General features: G+C 56.1%; 19 protein-coding genes. All 19 read right to left on the reverse strand.

Annotated features, from left to right (window positions below; all coding sequences use genetic code 11):
- Positions 1-124: 124 nt before the first annotated feature.
- The gene (nusB, locus tag F599_RS0100180) at positions 125-550 is read right to left on the reverse strand and encodes a transcription antitermination factor NusB (RefSeq protein ID WP_019541516.1); all 426 of its coding nucleotides are present in this window, start codon (positions 548-550) and stop codon (positions 125-127) included.
- Between the two features lie 197 nt (positions 551-747).
- Entirely contained in the window at positions 748-993 is a 246-nt protein-coding gene (locus tag F599_RS0100185) for a DUF2273 domain-containing protein (RefSeq protein ID WP_019541517.1), read from the reverse strand.
- Between the two features lie 10 nt (positions 994-1,003).
- Entirely contained in the window at positions 1,004-1,573 is a 570-nt protein-coding gene (amaP, locus tag F599_RS0100190) for an alkaline shock response membrane anchor protein AmaP (RefSeq protein ID WP_019541518.1), read from the reverse strand.
- 13 nt (positions 1,574-1,586) lie between these two features.
- Positions 1,587-1,994: an Asp23/Gls24 family envelope stress response protein gene (locus F599_RS0100195; RefSeq protein ID WP_019541519.1), complete on the reverse strand. Its 408-nt coding sequence runs from the start codon at positions 1,992-1,994 to the stop codon at positions 1,587-1,589.
- 184 nt (positions 1,995-2,178) lie between these two features.
- Positions 2,179-2,736, reverse strand: coding sequence for an elongation factor P (efp, locus tag F599_RS0100200; protein ID WP_019541520.1), 558 nt, complete (start codon positions 2,734-2,736; stop codon positions 2,179-2,181).
- 54 nt (positions 2,737-2,790) lie between these two features.
- The gene (locus F599_RS0100205; protein ID WP_019541521.1) at positions 2,791-3,864 is read right to left on the reverse strand and encodes a M24 family metallopeptidase; all 1,074 of its coding nucleotides are present in this window, start codon (positions 3,862-3,864) and stop codon (positions 2,791-2,793) included.
- On the reverse strand, positions 3,861-4,325 hold the full coding sequence (gene aroQ / locus F599_RS0100210) for a type II 3-dehydroquinate dehydratase (RefSeq protein WP_026327701.1): 465 nt from the start codon (positions 4,323-4,325) through the stop codon (positions 3,861-3,863). The genes F599_RS0100205 and aroQ overlap by 4 nt, the downstream gene beginning before the upstream one ends.
- 12 nt (positions 4,326-4,337) lie before the next feature.
- Positions 4,338-4,619 carry an acylphosphatase gene (locus F599_RS0100215; RefSeq protein ID WP_020700419.1) on the reverse strand — a complete coding sequence of 94 codons (282 nt, stop codon included), beginning with the start codon at positions 4,617-4,619 and terminating at the stop codon, positions 4,338-4,340.
- Positions 4,620-4,677: 58 nt separating this feature from the next.
- Positions 4,678-5,901 carry a peptidase U32 family protein gene (locus tag F599_RS0100220; protein WP_026327702.1) on the reverse strand — a complete coding sequence of 408 codons (1,224 nt, stop codon included), beginning with the start codon at positions 5,899-5,901 and terminating at the stop codon, positions 4,678-4,680.
- Complete coding sequence (locus F599_RS0100225) at positions 5,885-6,505, reverse strand: O-methyltransferase (protein ID WP_019541525.1); 621 nt, start codon at positions 6,503-6,505, stop codon at positions 5,885-5,887. The genes F599_RS0100220 and F599_RS0100225 overlap by 17 nt, the downstream gene beginning before the upstream one ends.
- On the reverse strand, positions 6,505-7,587 hold the full coding sequence (mltG, locus tag F599_RS0100230; RefSeq protein WP_019541526.1) for an endolytic transglycosylase MltG: 1,083 nt from the start codon (positions 7,585-7,587) through the stop codon (positions 6,505-6,507). The genes F599_RS0100225 and mltG overlap by 1 nt, the downstream gene beginning before the upstream one ends.
- Before the next feature lie 167 nt (positions 7,588-7,754).
- A complete protein-coding gene (locus tag F599_RS0100235; protein ID WP_019541527.1) occupies positions 7,755-8,084 on the reverse strand; it encodes a DUF1292 domain-containing protein in 330 nt (109 codons plus the stop codon).
- A gap of 166 nt (positions 8,085-8,250) precedes the next feature.
- On the reverse strand, positions 8,251-8,667 hold the full coding sequence (gene ruvX, locus F599_RS0100240; RefSeq protein ID WP_019541528.1) for a Holliday junction resolvase RuvX: 417 nt from the start codon (positions 8,665-8,667) through the stop codon (positions 8,251-8,253).
- Positions 8,664-8,915, reverse strand: a complete 252-nt coding sequence (locus F599_RS0100245; RefSeq protein ID WP_019541529.1) for an IreB family regulatory phosphoprotein — start codon at positions 8,913-8,915, stop codon at positions 8,664-8,666. The genes ruvX and F599_RS0100245 overlap by 4 nt, the downstream gene beginning before the upstream one ends.
- 136 nt (positions 8,916-9,051) lie before the next feature.
- Positions 9,052-10,083, reverse strand: coding sequence for an aspartate-semialdehyde dehydrogenase (locus F599_RS0100250; protein ID WP_019541530.1), 1,032 nt, complete (start codon positions 10,081-10,083; stop codon positions 9,052-9,054).
- A gap of 21 nt (positions 10,084-10,104) precedes the next feature.
- Positions 10,105-10,899 carry a 4-hydroxy-tetrahydrodipicolinate reductase gene (dapB, locus tag F599_RS0100255; RefSeq protein ID WP_033368874.1) on the reverse strand — a complete coding sequence of 265 codons (795 nt, stop codon included), beginning with the start codon at positions 10,897-10,899 and terminating at the stop codon, positions 10,105-10,107.
- A gap of 92 nt (positions 10,900-10,991) precedes the next feature.
- Positions 10,992-13,058, reverse strand: coding sequence for an ATP-dependent DNA helicase RecG (recG, locus tag F599_RS0100260; protein WP_020700421.1), 2,067 nt, complete (start codon positions 13,056-13,058; stop codon positions 10,992-10,994).
- 6 nt (positions 13,059-13,064) lie between these two features.
- Complete coding sequence (locus tag F599_RS0100265) at positions 13,065-14,192, reverse strand: amidohydrolase (RefSeq protein WP_019541533.1); 1,128 nt, start codon at positions 14,190-14,192, stop codon at positions 13,065-13,067.
- 5 nt (positions 14,193-14,197) lie between these two features.
- The gene (locus F599_RS0100270; protein WP_019541534.1) at positions 14,198-15,733 is read right to left on the reverse strand and encodes a hypothetical protein; all 1,536 of its coding nucleotides are present in this window, start codon (positions 15,731-15,733) and stop codon (positions 14,198-14,200) included.
- Positions 15,734-15,783: the final 50 nt, after the last annotated feature.

The raw sequence follows: 15,783 nt of genomic DNA on the forward strand, positions 1-15,783 counted from the left end.
AAAAAGCTCTATTTCCAGCTATAGGGACTTTTTGCGCTCTTTTAAGGACTACGTACTATGGTTTCATAATAAAAGGCCAGACACAAGGTTCTGGCCTCTGTGGCTACGATTCAGGAACCACTGATTACTTCACCATCGCACCCAAGATGCCGTTGATGAAACGGGCCGACTCATCCGAACCGTATTTCTTCGAGAGCTCGACAGCCTCGTTGATGGCAATGTTCGGCGTGAGTGCAGGCTCGGCGAACTTCATCTCATAGACAGCGATACGAGCGATATTGCGATCCACAGTCGCCATACGTGTGAGCTTCCAATCGCGAGACGCTTCTTCGATGCACGCATCGATTTCGCTGATGTGCGCTCTTGTTCCCTCGACAAGCGACCTCGCAAACTCCCGTGTCGCTTGGGACACCTTCGCCTCTGCCTCCTGAAAAGCAGTATCAAGAGCGAGATTCTCGTACATTTCTTCCTGCTCCGCCGACTCTGCACAATTGATTTCCAACTGGTAGAGTGCCTGCAGAGCGATTTCTCTTGCTTGTCTACGACTCATATATCCTAAAACCTTTACTTTCTTTAGAAATCACTAATTTCCTGTACCCTGGTATCTCGCTGTTCCCGTCTCTCGATATAGGAAAGCCCCTGCGAAGATAAGACATTGCAAGACAGTTCCCTGCTTACGAACGCGACAGCCCTTCCTGTGCTTTGGAACATCTTACCCGACAACGATCTTCCTGGAGTGACAGCACGTCAAAAACGATGCCAGTACTGAAGCCGGTCGGGAAGACGATCCCGTAGTTCCTCGAGGAAATCGCCCCTGTCGAGACGACTGCCAATGAAAAGGCCGATGCTACCGCAAAGAAGGACGAAAAATGTCCGCCAAAAGCCGAAAACCAGCACGCAGAGACCAAAGAGAACCCCAAGCACTGTGCCGAGGAACTTGCCACGGTGTTCTGTCCAGAGATAAAGGACTTCCTGCAGGAACTTCTCCTTCATTGCCATCACCTCAAGAAACCCGTGGCCGCTGTGGCAGCCTCTCATTGGAAATCTCCGCTACCTCGACCTCGACCCGCACATCATCCATGTCCAATACATGCGCGAGTTCGCGACGGACGAGCTCAGAAACCGCATCCGCAGTCTCCCTGACCGATACGCCTGGGCGCAACGTGAGTTTCAGCCTGATCAGCAGCGTCTCCTCTGCGTCCTTGGCTTGCCGTAGCGGCGATATCTTCGCTGCCACATCGCACACGCCAGGGACGCCGCGCGCCACGCGCAATACGACAGACTGAATGGCAGCGAGAGAGACATGCACCTTTCCAGATGCTTTCGTCAAAAGGCAGACCTCGGCGCTGTTTTTCGTCTTCTTCGTCGCAAAGGCACAGAGGAACAAATGCACGCCAACAAGGAAATACACTACGATCCCTGCCAGAACCTCGAGCCGACCGGTCACATACCTTACCTCATTCAGCCATTCCCGTTCCGGCAGAATCGGAACCAGGATTCCCGCCAGCGCCACGGTCAACGCCATCGTCGCCAATGCGTAGAGCGCGAGCAGCAAACGATTCCCTACTCCCATCGAATCGCCTCTTTCAACGGACGCGGACTTCTTCTTCCTTCGGGGCTTCTTCAGGGAATCCTACCCCCTGGACATGAACGTTCACCTCTACCACGGAGAGTCCGGTCATCGTCTCGATGGCCTGCTTGACATTCTCCTGTGCGGCGAGCGCGATATCAGGGATACGCACACCATATTTCACGATGATATAGAGATCGACCGCTGCCTCTTTTTCGCCGACTTCCACCTTGACTCCCTTGGCGAAATTCTTCCGGCCAAGCATCTCCGCAATGCCGCCGACAAGACCACCGCTCATGCCCGCGATGCCATCGACTTCCGTGGCGGCGAGACCAGCGATGATGCTGACGACTTCGTCTGCAATGCGAATCGAGCCAAGCGAGTTGTCTTTCTTTACGACCTTTACCTGCGTTTCCTTTTCCATGGGAAGCCCTCCTTGTACATATATCAGCAAAAGAATTCCTATCCTGTTTAATTATTCTTCCTGCAGGATACTTTTTCCTGCTTACTAAAAAAGTATCCTGCAAGAAAGAAACGGATGAGACGACCATCCATCCCAGGCCTTCCTCACCCGCTTACTTCACACAACAGAAAAAATTGCTACCTTATCAGGCACGCTCAATATAGTTGCCCGTGCGCGTATCAATGCGGAGAGAGTCTCCCTCATTGACAAAGAGCGGCACGCGAACCTCGTAGCCCGTCTCGACTTTTGCCATCTTCGTCGCGCCCGTCGCCGTGTTGCCCTTGACGCTCGGCTCGCATTCCGTGACCTTGAGCGTCACAGAGTTCGGCAGAGAGATACCGATGACACGGCCTTTGAACGTCTGGAGCGTGACTTCCATGTTCTCGAGGAGGAAGTTCAGCGCATCGCCAAGCGTCTCTTTCGTGAGCTCTTCCTGCTCGTACGTCTCCGTATCCATGAACGTGTACATGCCGTCATTCTCATAAAGATACTGCATCGTGCGCGTCTCGAGATGCGCTGCCGGCATCTTCTCGTTCGGGTTGAATGTGCGTTCGACGACTGCCCCCGTCTCGACATTCTTGATCTTCGTGCGGACGAAGGCTGCGCCCTTGCCCGGTTTTACATGCTGAAAATCGACAATCTGCCAAACACCGCCATCGATTTCGATCGTCAGGCCCGTGCGGAAATCTGTACTGTTAATCATGAACTTACGCCCTCCAATATTTGCATAGATAACAATACTATTATACCGAATCGCTCAGATAATTTCAATGAGTTTCTTCGTCGCCTTGGTCAGCGCCTCAGCGCCGTGCTCTGTCACGAGCACTGTATCCTCGATGCGCAGGCCACCCCAATCCGCGAAATAGACGCCAGGCTCATCTGTAATCAACATACCAGGAACAAGCTGCTCACAGGTGCTGTGCGGTGAGAGGCGCGGCTCCTCGTGAATCTCGAGGCCGAGGCTGTGCCCGAGGCCATGACCGAAATATGCATTCAATCCATACTTTGCGAGGCATTGCCGCACAGCGGCATCCACTGCCTTGCCGGATGCACCTGGCTTGATGAGAGCAAGAGCCAATTCCTGCGCCTCAAGCACATGCGCATACGTCTCCCGCTGTCGCGTTGACGCCTTGCCAACACAGAGCGTGCGCGTGATATCTGAGTGATAGCCCTCATAAATGGCGCCATAGTCCATCGTCACGAAGTCCCCTTCTTCGATGATCTTCTGTGTCGGCGTGCCATGCGGCAGCGCGCCGCGCAGGCCGGAGGCGACAATCGTCGCGAAGGATGGCCCCTCCGAGCCCTGCGCACGCATGAAATTCTCCATATGCGCCGCCACCTGGAACTCCGTGACGCCGGGGCGCAGGAAGGAAATGACATCCTCATACGCCGCATCGGCAATCTCGCACGCCTTGCGAATCTTGGCAATCTCACCAGCGTCCTTGACCTGGCGCAGGTCATCGAGATTCAGCGAGACAACAAGTTCTCGCCCCGGCAAACGCTTTGCAAGGTCCTGATGCTGCAGATACGTCAGGTGATTGCCCTCGAAGCCGATCCTTTTCGCATCTACCGTCGCCAAAACCTCAGCGGTGCGCAGAAGTAGTCCGCGCTTCTGCTCGACAAGCTCATAGAGCGGCGCCTGCTGCTTCGCCTGCTCCGTATAACGATTATCCGTGACGAGTATCAGCCGCTGCGGCGTAATGATGAGTGTCGTATCGTCTCCGCGAAAGCCACTGAAATAAAAAAGGTTGACTTCCTTCGTCACGACAACGGCATCGAGCCCCTGCTCTCTGAGCAGGGAGCGGAGTGCCTCTACACGCTGCTCGATCATGCCTCTGCATCCCCTTTTTCTTCTTTCGCCGCGAGCTTGCGGATCACAGCCTCCAGTGCCGCCATATAGCTGTCAGTGCCCAGGCCGCAGATCTGGCCGAGCACGACAGGAGCGAGCACCGAGGTATGGCGGAACGCCTCTCGCTTGTGGATATTCGAGATATGCACCTCGATGACAGGAATCTGCACGGCCGCGATGGCATCGCGCAGGGCAATGCTGTAATGCGTATAGGCTGCGGCATTGAAGATGATGAAATCGTACCGGCCGCGCGCCTCCTGAATTGCGTCAACGAGCGCTCCCTCGTGGTTCGACTGAAAGAAGTCGATGGCGACGCCCGCTGCCTGCGCGCGCTCCGCCATCATGCGATTGATGTCAGATAACGTCGTGCAGCCGTAAATTTCCGGCTCTCTCGTCCCAAGAAGATTGAGATTCGGGCCATGCAACACAAGAACTTTTCCCATAGCGCCCGCCTCTCAGTAACGAATCTTGAAGGTCGTCTCATCAGCAACGACAGGCATCGATTCGAGAGAGAACGCATCCACCCGGATGAAATAATTGCCCTTGCGGATGATCTTCTCAAGTTCCTCCACCTTTTCCGGCGTGCCCTGCAGTTCCATGTCTACCGTGCCGTCCTCCATATTGCGAATCCAACCAGTGATACCAAGATCCTTCGCATGCTGCTGCACATACATACGGAACCCCACGCCCTGGACATGGCCTTCCGCTTTTCCTGCGTAACGAATCAATTCTGCCATCTTGAATCCCTGCTTTCTTTTCATTTCAATTCAACATCTCATATATGTCAACCAACGCTCAGACCTTGCTGTCACGGCGCAGGATTGCATACGGTTCCACCGCCTGCTTCATGCGGATCCTTATGATCTGCTGCGGATGAGGCGCTGCCTCGATAGGAAAACCGTCCTCATCCTCCATCTCCTCGATGATCTGTCGGAATCCCGGCTGTGTCGGCTGGAAAATCTCGATCTCCTCTCCGCGGCGTATATGGTTGCGCTGCTCCACTGTCGCCCAGCCAGAGTCATCATACGCGCGGATGAGACCGACGAAATCCGATGTCTGCTCATACGATGAGGTGCCATAAATCTGATCAGCCGCCGTCGGCTGGTGAAAGACGAAGCCTGTCGTATACGCGCGGTGCGACACCTTGCCAAGTTCCTCCAGCCAAGCCGAAAAAACGGCGAAATGCGCAGGATCATCGAAATATCTGTCGATGGCCAGCCGATATGCTTTCGTCACGCTCGCCACATAATGCACACTCTTCATGCGGCCCTCGATTTTCAGGCTGTCAACGCCGCTCTCAATGATGTCCGCGATCTGCGGCAGCAGGCAGAGATCCTTCGAGTTCATGATATAGGTGCCGCGCTCGTCTTCCTCTATGGGAAAATACTGCCCTGGACGCGTTTCTTCCATAAGCGCGTATTTCCAGCGACAAGATTGCGCACAGGTGCCGCGGTTGGAGTCGCGCCCCGTGAAATAACTCGAGAGCAGGCAGCGGCCGGAATATGAGATGCACATCGCGCCATGCACGAACATCTCAAGCTCCACAGCAGAATGCGCACGTATCTCTCGAATCTCCGCGAGCGAAAGCTCCCGCGCGAGGACGACACGCTGCGCGCCCAAGCGCTGCCAGGCTGCAACTGCCGCGTAATTCGTGACATTAGCCTGCGTGCTGACGTGAAGTTCCATCTCTGGAATTACCTCGCGACAGAGCGAGAAGACCCCCAGATCAGCGACCAGCAAGGCATCGACCTGTATTTCCTGCAAGAAACGCAAGTAGCCAGGCAACTGCGCGATATCTTCATTGTGTGGGAAGATATTCACCGTCACATAGACGCGCTTGCCGTGCGCATGTGCGAACGCGACGCCAGCGCGGAGCTCCTCGCGGCTGAAATTCCCCCCGAGCGCACGCAGGCCGAAGGACTTGCCGCCGAGGTAGACGGCATCCGCGCCATAGAGCAGCGCCATCTTCATCTTTTCCGGCGTCCCGGCCGGTGCCAAAAGTTCAGGTTTCTTCCTCATAAATCCTCCGTGTAAGCGCCAGGCCATCCCCCTTTGCAAAAATCTCCGTTTGGAACGGCGGTGCCTGTACAAGCCGCAGATACGTGCGCAGCCGCTTGACGATGGTACGATAGCGGCGCGGCGGCTTCGCGTCTGACTGGACATAGCCGCGGAACAAGACATTATCCGCGAGGATGACGCCGTCTGGTGCAAGCAATGGCTGCACCTTGGAAAAATAAACAGGATACTGCCCCTTTGCCGCATCGATGAACACGAAATCAAAAGGCTGCACCTGCTGCATCGCCAACGCCTCGAGCAATTCCTCCGCGTCTCCCTGCAAGAGCTGCACTCGTGCCGCGCAGGCGCAGCGTGCGAGGAACGCCTGCGCGGTACGCCAGCGCTCCTCGCTGAGTTCCAGCGAGGTCAGCTGGGCATCCGGCCTCGTATGTGAAAGCGTCAGCAACGCGGAATAACCGATGGCCGTCCCGATCTCGAGGATGCGCTTGGGACGATATTGTTCGATGAGTTCAACAAATACGCGCCGCCCACCCGCGTTGATGATGGGAACGCGATGTGCCGCGGCATACTGCTCCATCTCTTGTAAAATCTCCGCTGCTTCCGTCATCACCGCACCTGCTCCACGACGGCCAGATGGTCAGCATAGTTCGTCGAATAGTGGTTATGTCCCTGCCGGTCGGCGACGAAATACAGGTAATCAGTCTGCGCGGGATGGAGCACGGCCTCGATAGCGGCCATTCCCGGATTGGCAATAGGACCGGGGGGCAGTCCCGCATGCTGATACGTGTTGTAGGGAGAATCTATCTTCGTATCTTCGATAGAGAGATCTTCTTTCGGCTCGTCTCGCAGATATTGGAGCGTCGTATCCGACTGCAGCGGCATGCCGAGCGCCAGCCGTTTGAAAAAAACCTGCGCGATGATCGGCCGATCCTCCTCATAGCGCGCCTCTTTTTCCACGAGGGAGGCAAGCGTCACGAGCTCATAAATGGAAAGATGCTTTTCCTCCGCCTGCTGCCGCATCTCCGACGTCAGGCGTTGGTCGAAGTCAGCCGTCATTTCCTTGAGGATGGTATCCGCATCAATGTCTGAGCCCAACTCATACGTATCTGGGAAGAGAAACCCTTCGCAGGCATATACCGTATGCGCGTGATGGCCGATATAATCGTACGGCGCATACTCCTTCGCCTTCTTCAGGAATTCCTGCTCATCGACGAGCCCTTCCTGCGCCAGACGCTTCGCGATATCGCGCACGCGGAACCCTTCGGGAATCGTAAACTTCACGCGTGCCGTCTTCCCCTCGACCAAGAGCGACAAGACTTCGCGCGGCTCCATGCCCGGATGCAACGCATAATTCCCTGCCCGGATCTTATCCTCATAACCATTCAGTTTGGCCACGAGCCAGAACTTCGTACGGCTCTCGATGACGCCATGCTGCTCTAGCTGCGTACCGATTTCGCGCGTCGTCATGCCAGGCTTGACGTGCAGATAGACCTTCACATTCCCAGGCATCTGCTCCCGGCTCTCCGGGGCAGGAAGCAAAAAAAAGAGAAAGAGGCACGCCAGAACGATGACGGCCATCACACCGCCGCGCTGCTTCCAGCCCAGCGCCTCCCATCTCTCCCTGATGCCCGTGGCATAACCTTGCAGCGACTGCAAAACCTCATCCTTTTCCGGTAGCTTCATGAACAATATCCCATCTCCCGCCCCTGAGGAAACTTTGCCTTCTCTGCGCTTCCCCTATGTCATCTTTTTTCATTATACGCAAATTTCTCCAAAACTGCAATCAAGATAGCGGCTGTCGCCTAGCGTGCAGATATGAAAAAACTGCCACTGGTCAGTGGCAGCCCGCGGAAAAGTCAATCTTTTCCTTCTTCCTCATCCATGAGCGCATCGTAAGCCTTCTGGACAAGAGCAAACTCCTCATCCGTCGGCTCAACGTATTCCTCTTCTCCCGCCTCATTCGTGACGATCTTGGCAATGAGAACATCCTCTCCGCCATCCTCACAGCCACAGGCGCACCCCGCCTCGTGGTCGTCCTCGTCATGAAGTCCGACAAGCAATGCATACTGATCATTCCCAACAGGGATGATCATCTCTTCCTCGTAGTAAAAAGCATTGCCATCCTCATCCGTGAACTCGATGACCGTCGCATCTCCGTCTTCCAGGAATTCTTTCTCATCTGCCATTGCTATCACCTCTGCTATAAAATATAAAACGACATGCACGAACAACCGCTCTGCAGCGCTTCGTACCCATCTTCGCGAGCGCTGACATCTTTTTTGCGGACGTCGCGTGCGCCTCACTGACAATAACTTCATCCAACAGCATTCTAGCGCACGCTGGCGTGTCTTGTCAACGGATGCTGTCGAGATATCCCTGCAGGATGAATACCGCCGCCATCTTGTCGATGACCTTTTTCCGCTTCCGCCGCGAGAGATCCGCCTCGAGCAGGGAACGCGTCGCCGCCACTGTTGATAGGCGTTCGTCCCAAAACATGACATGGATATCCGGATAGACCTTCTTCACCTCATCGATGAATGATCTGACCACCTCACAACGCTCCCCCTCCGAACCGTTCATATTCTTCGGATAGCCGGAGACGAGCTCGCGCGTCTCATACTGCTGCATGAGCTCGCCCAGGCGCGCAATATCACTCGCGAGATTCTTCCTACGGATGGTCTCCACGCCCTGCGCCGTGAGGCCCAGCAAATCAGAGACAGCAACACCGATGGTCCGATCGCCGATGTCAAGTCCGAGATATCTTTTCATTTCTTTGTCTCCAGATAGGAACGCACGAGTTCCTCGAGAAGCTCATCCCGTTCAAGCTGACGAATCTTGTTGCGGGCATCCTTATGGCTCGTCACATAAGCGGGATCGCCGGAAAGCAGATACCCCACGAGCTGGTTGATCGGATTATAGCCCTTCTCCTCCATCGCCTGACATACCTCGCGGATGATCTTGGCTGCTTTATTCTCGTCCGTCCCGAAACGGAACATCATTGTCTCTTCGCTTACCATTGCAATCCCTCCAAAAGCACTTTTTCTTTCTTATTGTATCATATCCAGAGGAAAAATCCTATCCTCACAAACCAAAGGAGCTGCATCGCAAAATGCAGCTCCAGGAACATCTTTATATCACATGTTCAGACACATATCAGAACATGTCATGCGCGATCATATACTCGGCAATCTGCAGCGCATTGAGTGCCGCGCCCTTGCGAATCTGATCGCCGCATACCCAGAAATTCAAGCCGTGCTCGATGGACTCATCCTTGCGGATACGACCGACCTCGACATCGTTTTTGCCCGAGGTGAAGAGCGGCATCGGATAGACCTGCTCTGCGGGATTGTCCTTGACGACGGCGCCTGGGAAAGCATCGATAGCCTTGCGCGCCGCCTCGACGCTGACCTCATCTTCGAACTCGACATTGACGGACTCCGCATGACTGCGGTAGACCGGCACACGCACCGTCGTCGCCGTAATGCGCAGGCTGTCATCCTCGAGGATCTTGCGCGTCTCATTGACCATCTTCATTTCCTCTTTCGTGTAGAGGTTGTCGTAGAAGACATCAATCTGCGGAATGAGATTGAACGCGATCTGGTAATGTTTCGGGAACTTCGCACCCGGCAGGATGTGCGCCTGCGGCTCACGGCCCGCAACGATGTCATCGACCTGCTGCTCGAGCTCCGCCATAGCCTCCTTGCCGCCGCCGGATACTGCCTGATACGTGGAGACGACGATGCGCTTGATCTTCGCGACATCATAGAGCGGCTTGAGTGCCATCATCATGATGATGGTCGAGCAGTTCGGGTTCGCGATGATGCCCTTGTGACGCGCGATAGCCTGCGGGTTGACCTCGGGGACGACGAGCGGCACCTCAGGATCCATGCGGAACGCGCTGGAATTGTCGATGACGACAGCTCCGGCCTTCACCGCAGCAGGTGCGAACGTCTTGCTCGCGGCACCGCCCGCGAAGAGGGCGATCTGCACGTTCTCAAAGGAATCGTTCGTCGCCTCCTCCACTGTGTAGTCCTTGCCCATGAAGGAGATCACCTTGCCCGCCGAACGCTTGGAGGCCAACAACTTAAGTTCGGCAAACGGGAACTCACGTTCCTCGATGAGACGGAGGAATTCTTGTCCGACAGCGCCCGTAGCGCCCAGAATCGCAACATTATATTTTTTCATCTATCTTCCAACCTTTCTGTATCAGAACTCCAGCAGCTTATCAAGGCCGACGGTCAATCCTTTGAGCCCCCGCACCTTCTTGGCAGCGAGCACGACGCCCGGCATGAACGACTCGCGGTTGAGCGAGTCATGACGGATGGTCAGCGTCTGGCCGAGTCCGCCGAAGATGACCTCTTGGTGCGCGACATAGCCCGGCAACCGCACACTGTGAATGTGCATGCCCTCGTAGTCCGCGCCGCGCGCGCCCGCGAGCTTTTCCTTCTCATCAGGGTTTCCCTGCACGTGCTTTTTGCGTACCTCGGCAATCATCGCCGCCGTCTGCACCGCCGTGCCAGACGGCGCGTCAAGCTTCTTGTCGTGATGGAGCTCGATGATTTCCACGTCCGGCATATATTTCGCAGCCTGCTTGCACATGACCATCATGAGCACCGCGCCGATGGCGAAATTCGGTGCGATGAATGCCGGCGTTGCCTCCTTCTCCGCGAGCGCGGCGATCTCCGCCTTTTGTTCCTCCGAAAGTCCCGTCGTGCCGACGACAGGGGAAACATGCGCAGAGAGCGCCTGCTTGACGTTGGAAAAGACGACATCCGGGCGAGTGAAATCCACCATGACTTCCGGCTTGCAGCGCGTAAGCGCCGCCGCAAGATCCGTTTCCACCGTGACACCGCAGGCAGGCAGCCCGACGAGCTCACCGGCATCCATGCCTCCCTGGAGATCCACCGCACCGACGAGCTTCAGTTCGCTGTCCTCCTGTACCGCTTTCAGGACCGCCTGTCCCATACGGCCACAGGCACCATTTACCAATACACTAACCAAGGTATCCGCCTCCAAAAAAAATATGTGTTCATTGTAGCGCATGTCCACCGTTCGTGTCAAGATGTGCACGGTGAGAAATATATCCGACACGGTCAGGTATCTGTAATATGTAAAAATTGTTCTTTATACTGGACGGCGAGGACCGGCAGCACGAAGCTCAGATCCTCGCTCCGCTCCAATGTCTCCTGCGCCGCCTGCCGCGCGGCGAGCAGGAGGTCCGTATCCCTGAGCACATCCGCCGCCTTGAGATCCGGCAGACCATGCTGCTGCGCGCCAAAGAACTGTCCTGGGCCGCGCAGCCGCAAGTCCGCCTCCGCGAGTTCGAAACCGTCCGTCGTCTCCGCCATGATGGCGAGGCGTTCCCTCGCGTTTTCCGTCTTGCTGTCAGAAACAAGAATACAATACGACCGATAGGGGCCGCGCCCGATACGACCGCGCAGCTGATGGAGCTGAGCGAGTCCAAAGCGTTCCGCATGCTCGATGACCATAAGAGAGGCGTTCGGCACATTGACACCGACCTCGATGACCGTTGTCGCCACGAGCAGCTTGATGCGGTTCTCATAGAACGCCTGCATCACCACCTCCTTCTCCGCTGCCTTCATGCGTCCATGCAGGAGACCGCAGGAAATGCCGCGGAAGATGCCATGTCGCAGTTCCTCGTAGACCTCCTCCGCAGACGGGAGATCCACATCCTCGTTCATCTCGATGAGAGGGCAGACGACGTACGCCTGCCGCCCCGCCTCAATCTGCTTGCGCACATACTCATAGATGAGCGGGCGCCTGTCCGTCCCGCGCACAAACGTGCGGATTGGCTGGCGCCCCGGCGGCAGATGTCGAATCTGCGAGACGTCGAGATCGCCGTAGACCGTCAGCGTCATCGTGCGTGGAATCGGCGTCGCTGTCATCACGAGCACATCAGGAAGCGACTCTCCCTTCTTCTCGAGCGCCGCCCGCTGTGCGATGCCGAAACGATGCTGTTCATCCGTAACGACGAGGCCGAGCGCGGCGAACTGCACCTTGTCCTCGATGAGCGCATGCGTGCCGATGACGATATCCACCTCGTGACTGGCGATACGCTCATATATCTCCTCATGCTGTTTCGGCGTCAGATGGCCGGAGAGGAAACCCACGCAGATCCCCGTCCCGGCCAGCTGACGGGTAAACGACTCGTAATGCTGACGCGCGAGAATCTCTGTCGGTGCCATCAAAGCTCCCTGGAAGCCATTCTCCACGGTCTTGACGAGCGCCAGCAAGGCGAGAACAGTCTTTCCCGAGCCGACATCCCCCTGCACGAGCCGCCGCATGGGCACTGGCCGCTCCATATCGCGGCAGATTTCCCGCCAGACCGCGGCCTGATCGTCGGTCAGCGCAAATGGCAAAGCCTCGATAACCTGCTGGCTGAGCCTCCCCGCAGCGAGATGGCGCACCCCTCGCTTCGATTCTCTAGCTTTTCGTTTGAGGAGCAGCAGACCGCACTGGATGAGATAGAGCTCCTCGAACGCCAGCCGTTTCCGCGCCGCCGCGAGCATCGCCGCATCCTTCGGAAAATGGATGGCTGAAAACGCCTCCCTGCGCGGCATCAGATCATACGCCTTCTCCACAGCAGGCGGCAAGACCTCGCGAAACGGCAGATCCAGCGAGAGCAACAGCGCCACCTCGCGGCGGAAAAATGCCTGGTTGAGCTTTTCCGTCGCAGCATAAACAGGCAGGATGCCAAGTTTGCCCTCAGGCTCCTCCTGCTCCGAGAGGAGCTGATAGGAAGTGAGCTGGCTCATGGCAAACTGTCCCTGCCCGCCATAGGCGTATTCCGCTTTTCCAGTGACAAAGAGCCGCCGCCCCGGCTGCAGCTGCTTCTTGAGGAATGGTTGATTGAACCAGCTGACCTGCAAGAATCCCGTACCGTCACCTATGAGCGCTGTGAGGATCCTGAGCCGTCGCTTCCCCGCGACACGCTCCCGTGTGCTCATGACCGTTCCCGTGACCGTCGCCTTCTCACCCGCTTGCAGGTCGCTGATCGGCGTGAGCCGACTCTGATCCTCATACGCGCGCGGATAATACGTCAGCAGATCATAGATGCGATAAATGCCGAGACGCGCCATCTGCTCCGCCTTCTTCGGCCCAATGCCCTTGAGATACTGAATGGAATCCGTAAGCTCCATCGTCACTCAGTCCTTGTACTCCGCAAAGGATGCCCGGACCAGTGCCGCGAGATAGCTGGCCGTCGGCAGAAGCGCGCACGGGTCTACGCGGAACTCCGCATTGTGATTGGCCGCAGATGCGCCCGTCCCCGTGAGCACGAAGCACCCCGGCAGGCGTTCCTGATAAAACGCGAAATCTTCTCCGGCAAGCGAGGTTGGCGCTTCCTCTACGGCCAGATTCTGCTCATGGGCGATTCTGCGCGCGAGCGCCGTCCACTTCTGCGTATTGTCTGTTGCCGGCGGTCCCTCATACCAATCTGTGACGGCCTCGGCTCCATAAGCCGCAGCAATCTGTTCCGCGAGCTCATGGATGCGTCTGCGGATCAGCGCGCGGGTCTCCGCAGACAGGCAGCGCGTCGTCCCCTCGACGAGCGCCTCATCAGGGATGACATTCCACGTATTACCTGCCTCGACATGCGTGATGCTCACCAGTCCCGCCTCCGACGGCTCGATATTCCTGGTCACAATGGTCTGTGCTGCCTGGATAAACGCCGCTGCGACCGGAATCGGATCGATGCCGCGCTCTGGGTGCGCCGCATGTGTCCCCTTGCCGCGAAAGCAGATAAGGAATCTGTCCACAGATGCCGTCACCGCGCCTTCGCGAATCCCCAACGTACCGACCGGCAGCAGCGGCGAACAATGCAGACCGAAAATCGCCTGCACATCGTCGAGCACCCCCGTATTCATGATGAGCTTCGCGCCACCTGGCGCCTCTTCCGCAGGCTGGAAAATCAGGCGCACCGTACCCGGGAGATTCTTCTGCTCACGTAGCAGCATAGTCGCACCGAGCACCGACGCCATATGGAAATCATGTCCGCAGGCATGCATGACGCCTGTCTTCTCTGACTGATACGGCAGCCCCGTTTGCTCTGTAATCGGCAAAGCATCGATATCGGCGCGCAGCGCCATCACAGGCCTGCCCGCGCCAACCTCCGCAACAACTCCCGTCTTGAGCGGCAAATCGAGCACACGGACACCGCTCTCTACGAGCAAACTGCGCAGATGTGCCGTCGTCTCTACCTCCTCAAAGGAAACCTCCGGATGGCGGTGCAACCAATAAAACTCTTTGCGCAGGAATTCCTCCAGTGCTTCCATATCCGTCACTCCTTCTTCTGTGTATCCAGCTCCATGAACAAGGCATTGATGAACCCCTGTTCGGAAAGATACCGCGGATCAAACAATATGCAGTCCAATGCGGTCAGCATCTCGCGCAACCGTTCCACCAAAAGGGTCGGCGTCGTCCGAAACAGGCGGCACAGCTTATCTTCCTCATGAAGAGAAATAGAATTGACGATAAGGAATACTGTGATCGCAGCCGCCAGCGTATCACCACGTTTTTTCACCTGCAGTGACAAAGAAGACTGCCTCACAAAATCGGCATAAATCCTCTGGATGATGCCTCTCTCCTCCGCTCCGATACCAAGCGCCAGTGCGTTGCGCTCCAGACGCTGCTGTGGCGCTGCAAAATTTTGTGGCAGCACTAGAGCGTCCGATTGCTTGCGGCGCGGACGCAGCATGGGCACCACGCGCAGCTGCGCCAACGATGTCATGAGATGGATGACATGAAGTACCGCTGCCGTGTTCCGCGCAAAAAATTCATCAAACGAAGCCTGCGGACTGCGCCAGCGATAGATATCGAACTGACGTTGGATCTCCTCTTTGATCCTGTGACGCAGTTTCTTCGTTGCCGGCACCGAACAAATATGATTGAGCAACATCGTGTCACGCGCATGCATATGCCCATAAAGGAGCACTTTGTCATAATCAGCCATCGGCACATCAGGCAGTGGCAGCACCATATCCTCGTCCGTGAACAAATCACGGCAAAGGACGCTCTCATCACCAATGGACACAACATAAAAAATCGTAAAACGCGACCGCATGAGATCTTGCACAACCTTCCGGTCAACCCAGTCCATCTCCGTCTGTCTCTGCACGAAAAAAGCATGCAACGGTGTATTATCATCATCGATCATATGGTAGTCAAACAGGAAATAATCCCAAAAAGAGTGCCAGAACTCCTCTTTCTTCTCCGGGGAGTCCAAATCCTCCGGACACATCTCAGGCCCGCAGAAACGAAAAATCGCTCGGGCGAGATCCGGCAAATGCTTCTCATCCTTATAAAAAATCTGCACGCTGCGCAAGAGACCATCGAGACGGCGGTTGAGTTCTGCAATATCCTCTTCCGACAAGTCATCTTCTACCAGAAGTGACTCACCCGCCCGAGGAAACAATTCCTCTTTCTTGGCCAAGCATGTCTTGCGCGCGACATTCAGAATCTCGAAAAGTTCCTCCTCCGCCTCGGGCAAAGCGATCTTGTAAAAATCCCGCAGCGCATCAAAAGCCCGCTCGATTCCCGCATCATCGAGCGGAAAATCATGCCACCGTTCCCGCGCACGGTAGAGAAGCATCTCATAATCCACCGGTGCCAGAGAGTCAAACGAGTAAAAGCCACTCTGGTCAATATATTCTATGAGCAAGGAAAACAGGCGCCACTCCATCTCCATGTCGTGACTGCTCGCAGCATGCCACGCACGGCGACGGAAATATTGCTCCACTTTCTCCTGCGGCACAATGGCCTCTGCCTCAGGGTTCTCCTGGTAGAAAAACTCCACCCTGCTGTAAATGTTCGCCATGAATCAATCCGACTCCATTTCAAAAATTCATTTCATTATACCATAAACAA

Source organism: Selenomonas bovis DSM 23594, from assembly GCF_000381005.1.
GTDB lineage: Bacteria > Bacillota > Negativicutes > Selenomonadales > Selenomonadaceae > Selenomonas_C > Selenomonas_C bovis.